Below are 8,463 nucleotides of genomic sequence, written 5' to 3' on the forward strand. Positions count from 1 at the left end.
AATCGATTAATTTAGTTGCCCGAAAATGTGATATCAACTACCCATAACTCAGAGCGGCTACCAATTCTTGTAGGTGGACCCCAAAAACCAAAACCCGAAGATACTAAAGCATGCATATTCCCTTTTTTCATATGTCCATAATCAAGTTCAAATAATTTATCGGTAATAAAATTGTTCGGCCACAGTTGTCCAAGATGGGTATGCCCTGATAAATGAAGATCTACCCCTGCCTTTTGCGGAAGATGTAAATCGTAAGGAGTATGATTCATTACAATCCATGGCAATTGTTCCTTTTCAGGCTTAAGCTCAGCAATCGATCGTCTATCTTTATTCGTCACATCTTCCTGACCTGTTAAATACAAACGATTTCCAACTAAAATAGTTTCATCCATCAAAATTTGAACATTTGCATTTTTCATTTCTTCGACAAATTGAGGAATTTTCCCACCATAATATTCGTGATTTCCAAGCACTCCATATACACCATATGTTGACTTTAGCTTTGACATCACCTCTGCCATTCCTTCTTCCAAAAACCATTTCGGATCATCATCGACTAAATCGCCAACTAATAAAACAAGATCCGGGTTTGCATCATTTGATAGCTCCACAAACCTTTGAAGATGTTTTTTGTTCGAAAGGACCCCTAAATGGAAGTCAGATGCTACTACTAATCGGATTGGCTCACCACTTTTGTCAACGGAAATTCCTAAATTACGTACTACTGGAGAATAGGCGTTATAGCTACCCCAAGCAAACAATACAACTAAAAGTCCAACGACAACAGACCCAATAACAGCAATATTTTTTAATGGTGTAAACGTTACTAGGAGATTCGTGATGATACATAATATGAGTCCATACTCAAAAAAGAACATCCAATAGTTACCGACTACTGATAATGGTCTTAAGGTTTCATGAAATCTTCCAATGATAAAACTAAATGCAATGAGGAAGAAAACAATCCAGTAAACTACGGGCCAACGGAAAAGATGAATTGCTTCTAGCCACTTTTTAAAATTTAACCCTAAATAGGTTGTAAGTGCACTATAAATGATGAAGACAATCGATATGCCAACGATTTTCCCCATTCGTATTCCTCCATTATTTGTAATACCCAAAGTATACCATGTTGAGAGAAAATGTTCATATTCAAGTAGTAAAGAGGACGCCCTAAAATGCGTGTTAGGACGTCCTCTATCGGCATACTGTTAACTATTTCCAACAATAGTTACTGTCACTTTAAATAAATCTCCATCTACCTCAACAGTAAGACGGCCATTGTGTAAATCAACAATCGACTGAGCAATCGCTAACCCTAATCCAGAACCATCTGTATGGCGGGAAGCATCCGCCCTTTTAAAGCGTTCTGTAAGCTCTTGAACGTTTTCATTTAATTCATACTTTGAAACATTTTTTACTGAAAACTCAATATTGGATTCAATTTGTTTTAAAGTAACATATACTCTTGTTCCCTCTAACGAGTATTTCAATGTGTTGACAATTAAATTATCAATAACACGCCACATTTTTTGACCATCTACATAGGCATAGAGGGGTTCCTCTGGCATTAAAATACGTAACTCTAAATTTGAAAGGGAAAAGGCCTCTTCATGTTCTCCTATTGCTTGTTGCACCAATTGAGTTAAATCTAGCTTCTGTTTTGTTATTTCAATATTCCCACTGGCCATTTTTGACACTTCAAATAAATCTTCTATTAACGTTTTAAGACGGGCTGATTTTTTATCCAATACATCGATATATTGTTTTCGTTGTTCATCTGTTAAATCCGGGTTCTTTAATAAATCGGTATAGGTTATAATCGACGTTAACGGTGTTCGTAAATCATGGCTAACATTCGTAATAAGCTCTGTTTTTAACCGTTCACTTTTCGCTTGTTCTGACATTGATTTTTTTACACCTTCACGCAATGCATTTAAATTTGCTGCATGCTTGGCTAATGGTGACTTCCCTTTCACCTTAATATCATTTGTTAAACGTCCCCTTGCCATATCTTCCGTCTGTCGCATAATTCGATTAAGATACCCAATTCGACGAAGAAAGAGAATGCCAGCTGGTAATCCAATAAAGAATAGTAAAAGAATATAAATCATGAGTAGCTCAACGCTATACGATGCCCCTACGAAACCAATTCCGGCAAGAAAGAAAATAATTAAAATGGCTACGGATTGTACACCGAGGGAACGGTTTAAAAATAAATCCCTTAGCCCATCTGCAAGTCTGTATAGCATAGCATTTTTTAATTGCTCTTCTATCTTAGGCTCATTTTTAATCGAATCCCAAGTCCATGTTATGCCAAATATTATGGCAGCAACACTTATAAAGACTATAAAAAGAAATATGAGTTCTTCAACACTAGATGTAATTAAATTTATTGGGTTAAAGTAAATGATATTATTGATTAACGAATTACCAATATACTCCATTAATCCAAAGGATATAAAACTTACCACAATAATTAAAATGATGCGAACATCAATAGGAAGGCGTAAGAAAGCATCTTTTACATTGGATGATTCTCTGAACATATCCATTTTTGGTCTAGCAAAAGTAAACAATCCGACAATTGCTAATATACCAGTGACCCATATAACAATAAAAGTTATTTTCGCTATATTAAAATATTGATAATCAGTTCCCAAATTAGAACTACTAAGCATAGATTTTGGTATACTAAAGGATCCTTCATATCTTGCGGATTCTCCATCAATTTGAAATTCCGGAATAGTGTCTTGTACTTCCGAGTAAACATTATTATCATAGGAATTTATATTAACTGAATTATTTACTATTAAAGGATTTTTATCTTCATAACTTTCAGTAAATAGATCAGATTTTTGTTGGGTTCCTGATTCAAATTTTTTTCCATTGTCTATGTTTACAAAGTGATAAGAAAAATAGCTAAATTCATTTAAAAAGGACTTTTTATATTTTTCTTGCTCTGCTGCATACTCATCGATTAATTGTTCCTTTTGTTTTCGAATTTTCTCTTTAACATAATCATCACTTTCAAAGTTCGCTTTAATATCTGCAATTTTTTTATCACGCTCCTCTATTAATAGCTCTTTTAATGTTGAATCTTTGCTCTCCTCTGCCTCCATTATCCGCCCTCTATATTGAGATTGAATACTTTCAACTTGTTCCGTTAAAGAGCCATAACGATATCGATACTCTTCGATTTCTCCTTGCGTAACATTGATTGTTTCCTTTGCCTTTTCAGCATCAAAGGGCATTAAAACGTAGTGGCCTAATTGGTCAATAAAACTTTCCTTCGTAGATTGGAAAGTATCCGATTGAAAATAAGATTTTACTAAATAATTAGGGGCTTGCTTTACAAAGAGCACTATAGAAAATACTGCCCACGTAATAAGAAAAAGAGTGAGGAGTAATTTCCCTTTATTTTTCATCAATGGATCCTCCTCTAAAATAATCTCTCAAAAAATCGAATCGCCTCACCGATATGTTCATTAATAAATTGCCAAGTCTTCATTCCGATTATGAACATACCAATAATACTTGCGATAAAACTAATAGTCGTCACACTTTTTTCAATTTTGTTTTTCAATTTTATATCCAATTCCCCACACAACCTTTAAAAATCTTGGATTTTTCGGATCAGCTTCAATTTTCTCGCGAATTTTTCGAATGTGCACTGCTACAACATTCTCAGCATTATAAGCTTCTTCATTCCAAACAAGTTCATAAATTTCTCGAATCGAAAATACTCGTCCAGCATTTTTTAATAGAAGTTCCGTAATTTTATATTCGATTGGTGTCAGTTTAACAAGTTCCCCATCTAATCGTACTTCCTTTGCTTCGACATCAAGGGTTAAACCGTTCGATTCATATTTTGTAGACTGGGCATTGTACGTACCTAGTTGAACGTAACGTCTTAATTGGGATTTCACCCGGGCAAGAAGCTCCATTGGGTGAAAAGGTTTTGTAATATAATCATCTGCCCCTACTGATAATCCATGAATTTTATCAGTATCTTCGGCTTTTGCACTTAACATAATAATCGGGATGTTTCGCTCGGCGCGAATTTTAAATGTTGCGGAAATCCCATCCATATTCGGCATCATAATATCGAGAATAATTAAATGCACTTCATGTTCTTCCAACAGTTTCAATGCTTCGACTCCATCTGCCGCCTTTAAAACATTGTAGCCTTCATTTGTTAAATAAATTTCAATTCCATCACGAATATCTTTATCATCATCTGTAACGAGCACGGTTAACTTCTCCATTGCCCTCACCTCATCTTTTTCTTATAGTTTTATATTAGCCATCGTTTCTTAAAAAGCAGTAAGTATAATTCTGAAGAAATTCTTAAGATAGCATTGTATTTAGGTGTATTTTAAAATCTAAAAATCCAGCAATAACGCCTGTTTTCAGTATATTACCATATTTTTGCTTTATTTAAGAGTGGTTAATAGTATTTATCTATGGTGGGTAAATTGGGGTACCGAACTTTTTAAACTGGGGTACATTGGGGTACATAAAGAATTTAACAGAAGATGTTCAGTTTTCGTATGTATTACGTTCTTTCACACATGAAATATATATACTATTATCTAGTTATATAATGTTAGATTCTCGTTATGTTTATGCTCAGCAGATATTCGCTTTATTATACAAATATATACTTACATTTAAGTTGATATCATCAAAACATCATCATTTTTGTGATGATATAGTAAAAATTATATGATATTGTTATCATTTACCTTTATAGTTATTTATGTACAAAATAAAAATGGGGTGAAAATTTTGAGTGCTATTTTGGGCGTACTAGGATTTTTAGGAATAATAATAGGAATTATACTACTAATTCTTGGATTGATTTTAAAGAAAAAAATGAAGGGTGGATTAATTTTAGGTATATCAATTATTTTATTTTTTATTGCTATACTAATACCATCAAAAGCTACTGAGGATACTAAAGAACAAGTTGAAGATAGCAAAACCGAAGAGGTTGAAAATGGGTCAGAAAAAGCAGATATTTCTACAGAAGAAAATATTTTAAATGCTATTAATAATTCTCTTGAAACAGATCAATTAACTACAAACTATAATAAAGCGACTATAGAAAAGAAATTAGATTTAACTGATGGTGTTGTTTTAAAAGAAGGGGGAGAATTGTTAGTCGCTCCTGAAGGTACATATTTTTTAGAATTAAATATGAGAGCAAATGAAACTGATAATGATAATGCTTTTGCAGTTGATTCTAATAAAAAAAGTATAAAGGCACTAAAAAGTATAATGGGGCTATTAGAAGGAAATAAAATATCTGTTATTCAAATTAACTGGTATCTACCTTCTAAATCTCTTGTTAATGCAGAATCTATTTATTATATATTGCGGTTTGATACAAAAACTTTGTTAAGTATTGATTGGAATACGGTAGATGAAAATAATTTAATTCAATACACTTCTTATGTTAGTGAAGATTATAAAGAAATAAACTAAGCCACTTTTTGTGGCTTTTTTTATTACACGTTTAATAATCGCTTTATCTCATCATCAACCTTATTTTTAAGCGCAATATTCATGTATCTACGATTATGTTCAGTCCCCTTATCCATAATCACATATTCTGTGATGTCTTTATCAATTCGAATTTCTGCTTGAACTTTAATACCATTCTTCCCTAATTGAGATTTTACTTCTCTTAATTCATTTTGAACTAAAATTATTTGTTGTTCCATCCACAAAGCTAATGGACGATTTATTTTAATATCATTTAAATGATTTAGATCACGTTCTAAAGTTCTTTTCGTTAAATCAAGGATGATATTCTTATGAATTAAGTCAGCAGCATCAAAGTCAATCAAATCACTTCACGCTCTTTTCGGATAACTGGTACCAATGCAAGAACATTATCTATACAAAATACTCGATTAGCATGTTTTAAAAAGCAATAAGCATTAAATTTATCATCAGACACTTTCGTTACTTTAATACGTCTTTTAGTGATTTCACCATTTTTAGCGATGTACATCATATCTACTAACTGATTACGTTGCATTACTTTTAATAATTGTCCTTTCATTAATACCACTCCTTTTACAGAACGTTAGTTCTTATTTTACGCTAATTATAGAACAGTTGTTCCTCTTTTGGCAATAAAAAATCCAGGTAGTAAAATACCTGGATTAATTAATTTAAGTAGTGAATTAGTTAAGTTAGCTAATTTAATTATACTTTTGGTTTAAATTTTCAAATACGAAAAAAAACCACTAATCTGTGAGTGGTTTTTTTCTGCACGCTGATTCCGGTTCAGCGAGCCAAACCTTTGTAGGTCCTGCTACTATAAGTAAAGGACTAATGTTATTTTCATATTAAGTTATTTCAGTTTCCTTTGTCAAGCATATATCACTTAAACTTCCAACTGGACTTGACTTAATCTTTTCAACTACCTCTTCATTGTCACATAAAAATGCGGTAACAAATGTTGCAGTATTAGCTTTTTTAGCATTTAATCTTATTACTACAACATAATTATCTGGAGTCACTAAGCTTACTCTTCTATTGGAATCGTACTTCTTTTTTTTCTTATCATATCCACTAAATACAGGAATCGAACTATCGAGCAAAATATCTCTAATCCACCTAATCCTTTGTGCTCGTTCAGTGCTAAAGATTGATTTATCAGCTTTTTTCCGGTTAGAACTTGTAAAAAAAGCATGCTCGAATCTTTCAGGGTAAAATCTAACCAATATGCCGTCGTGCGTTACTATTTCTTGATTACAGTACTCTTCTTCATATACTTTTTTATATTCGGCCTCTGAATGAAGGATGAGTAAATCTTTATATATTGTCATAAATTTATTTTAAAAACATTAAATTTACTTTGATTTTTAATTGTTGGTTTAAGAACATGGCCGATATGTTCTTCTATTCTGCTAATGACAGCCAATTTTGCGGAACTAGTTTCGTATCCATTAAATTTATAACCAACGGCACCCATCAAAACATCGACTAACTGAATTAATACAGATTGCTTAGATTCTATAGCTTGAACATTTTCTACATATGCTAAAGAAGCTCGATTTAAAACATTATCCAATGTACTTAATCGATCACGTTCTTTATTCTTCTTATAGTCTAGGAAAATTGAGTACTCTTTATTCCAATCTAACCAATGAAAGATTAATTGGTAATAAAATTTATAAAATCCTAATTCCTGATCAGAATCATGATATTTTTGTAGATTAACTTTAGCCGAGTCGATAACTATACATCGAAACCTAATTGCCTTATTTTCAAAAAATATATTGATTAAATCTAAATAGAACTCAACTTTAGAAGGGGATACATTTTTCCATTTAATTTCACCAAATAGATTATGCTTAACTCGTAATCTTTGTATATCTTTTTTGATTTTCCTAATATTACTTTTATCTATCCACACTCCACCTAAAACTGAATATCTATCAACGGGTCTATCTTGCCCTATCATTTCTGGTCTGTTTTCATCACAATAAATGTGGTACATATTTAATCCTCACAAAATAACAAAATTTTATACAATTATAACTTATAATTTCAAATAATTCCAAAATTCAACATCCATAATTTATAGTGATTAACAAAAACCAAGGACACCGATTTTTGGTAATAAAAACTTTGGTTTTTTTAATATTTTTAACTGGAAATTGTTGACATTTTATAACCCATGGTATATAATTAAAATATAGAAAGGAGGTGAACAAAGTGGATTATGATAAGGTTTTAACTTACTTAATCTCAATATCAACGGTGATTCACTTACTGACAAGTTCAGCAAAGAACATCAAAGATATTAGACAAAGTAAGAAAGAAGAAAAGCGACGCCCTCCCGCAAAGAAGAAACGTCGCAAATAAGAACCCCGAAGGAGGTTAACCCCTCCTTCACCCTTATCTTATCATATCCATTTAATTATGAAAAATATAAGTTATGGTATTGCTTTTGCATTTGCATTGTATGTTTTGATTGAAATGGTTAACTGGAACGATCCAAAATTCTTCGATTACTCCATGATTGTTATTTATTCGATTTGTTTAATTTTAGTAATGTTTAACTCAATTTTATATCTTAAGAAAATGAGGGATAAAAAATGACTGAAAAAAAGACATCTGAAGCTCAAAAAAGAGCAACTCAAGCTTATAGGGAAAGAAACAGGGAAAAAGCGCGAAAGCAAAGTGCGAAGAGTTCAGCTAGAACCTTTATTAATAAATACGGTGATATAGAGGAATTGAAAGAGTTGAAAATATTAATTGAAAAAAGAATTGAAGGACTATCCGAATAAACGAAAAAACCGCCCTCTACATGATATGCCCCGTAAAAGTTAGACACCAATCTAACTTTTACGGGGTGTTTTTTAGGCTCTAAAATATTTGTTGGGGTACAGATAAAATTCAGAAAAAATAAACACGCAATCTCCTAATTTTGTTAGACTT

Annotated in this window: 11 protein-coding genes; 3 read left to right on the forward strand and 8 right to left on the reverse strand. The window is 32.0% G+C overall.

Going from position 1 to position 8,463, the window contains the following annotated elements; genetic code table 11:
- Positions 1 to 11: 11 nt before the first annotated feature.
- The 4 genes from ACH0B5_RS14365 to ACH0B5_RS14380 all read right to left on the reverse strand — a co-directional run bounded on the left by ACH0B5_RS14365 (position 12) and on the right by ACH0B5_RS14380 (position 4,268).
- Positions 12 to 1,091, reverse strand: a complete 1,080-nt coding sequence (locus ACH0B5_RS14365) for a metallophosphoesterase (protein ID WP_122971815.1) — start codon at positions 1,089 to 1,091, stop codon at positions 12 to 14.
- Positions 1,092 to 1,211: 120 nt separating this feature from the next.
- On the reverse strand, positions 1,212 to 3,428 hold the full coding sequence (locus ACH0B5_RS14370; protein ID WP_122971814.1) for a sensor histidine kinase: 2,217 nt from the start codon (positions 3,426 to 3,428) through the stop codon (positions 1,212 to 1,214).
- A gap of 14 nt (positions 3,429 to 3,442) precedes the next feature.
- A complete protein-coding gene (locus ACH0B5_RS14375; RefSeq protein ID WP_158599689.1) occupies positions 3,443 to 3,586 on the reverse strand; it encodes a hypothetical protein in 144 nt (47 codons plus the stop codon).
- Positions 3,570 to 4,268 (reverse strand): response regulator transcription factor, encoded by a 699-nt coding sequence (locus ACH0B5_RS14380; RefSeq protein ID WP_122971813.1) that lies wholly within the window; start codon positions 4,266 to 4,268, stop codon positions 3,570 to 3,572. Before ACH0B5_RS14380 ends, ACH0B5_RS14375 begins: the two co-directional genes overlap by 17 nt.
- A 523-nt stretch (positions 4,269 to 4,791) precedes the next feature.
- On the opposite strand from ACH0B5_RS14380, the gene ACH0B5_RS14385 reads away from it, so the two are divergent.
- Entirely contained in the window at positions 4,792 to 5,490 is a 699-nt protein-coding gene (locus ACH0B5_RS14385) for a hypothetical protein (protein WP_406928013.1), read from the forward strand.
- A 23-nt stretch (positions 5,491 to 5,513) separates the two neighbouring features.
- Here the strand turns inward: ACH0B5_RS14385 and ACH0B5_RS14390 are convergent, their stop codons facing one another.
- The 4 genes from ACH0B5_RS14390 to ACH0B5_RS14405 form a co-directional block, all read right to left on the reverse strand.
- The gene (locus tag ACH0B5_RS14390) at positions 5,514 to 5,855 is read right to left on the reverse strand and encodes a YhjD family protein (protein ID WP_406928014.1); all 342 of its coding nucleotides are present in this window, start codon (positions 5,853 to 5,855) and stop codon (positions 5,514 to 5,516) included.
- Entirely contained in the window at positions 5,852 to 6,073 is a 222-nt protein-coding gene (locus ACH0B5_RS14395; protein WP_406928015.1) for a transcriptional regulator, read from the reverse strand. Before ACH0B5_RS14395 ends, ACH0B5_RS14390 begins: the two co-directional genes overlap by 4 nt.
- Before the next feature lie 289 nt (positions 6,074 to 6,362).
- On the reverse strand, positions 6,363 to 6,845 hold the full coding sequence (locus ACH0B5_RS14400) for a hypothetical protein (protein WP_341361543.1): 483 nt from the start codon (positions 6,843 to 6,845) through the stop codon (positions 6,363 to 6,365).
- Entirely contained in the window at positions 6,842 to 7,519 is a 678-nt protein-coding gene (locus tag ACH0B5_RS14405; protein WP_341361542.1) for a DUF3800 domain-containing protein, read from the reverse strand. The genes ACH0B5_RS14400 and ACH0B5_RS14405 overlap by 4 nt, the downstream gene beginning before the upstream one ends.
- A gap of 218 nt (positions 7,520 to 7,737) precedes the next feature.
- On the opposite strand from ACH0B5_RS14405, the gene ACH0B5_RS14410 reads away from it, so the two are divergent.
- Positions 7,738 to 7,887, forward strand: a complete 150-nt coding sequence (locus ACH0B5_RS14410; protein ID WP_341361541.1) for a hypothetical protein — start codon at positions 7,738 to 7,740, stop codon at positions 7,885 to 7,887.
- A 233-nt stretch (positions 7,888 to 8,120) separates the two neighbouring features.
- Positions 8,121 to 8,312: a hypothetical protein gene (locus tag ACH0B5_RS14415; protein WP_341361540.1), complete on the forward strand. Its 192-nt coding sequence runs from the start codon at positions 8,121 to 8,123 to the stop codon at positions 8,310 to 8,312.
- The last annotated feature ends 151 nt before the right edge of the window (positions 8,313 to 8,463 follow it).

Origin of the sequence: Ureibacillus sp. 179-F W5.1 NHS (assembly GCF_045369345.1) — a bacterium.
GTDB lineage: Bacteria > Bacillota > Bacilli > Bacillales_A > Planococcaceae > Ureibacillus > Ureibacillus halotolerans.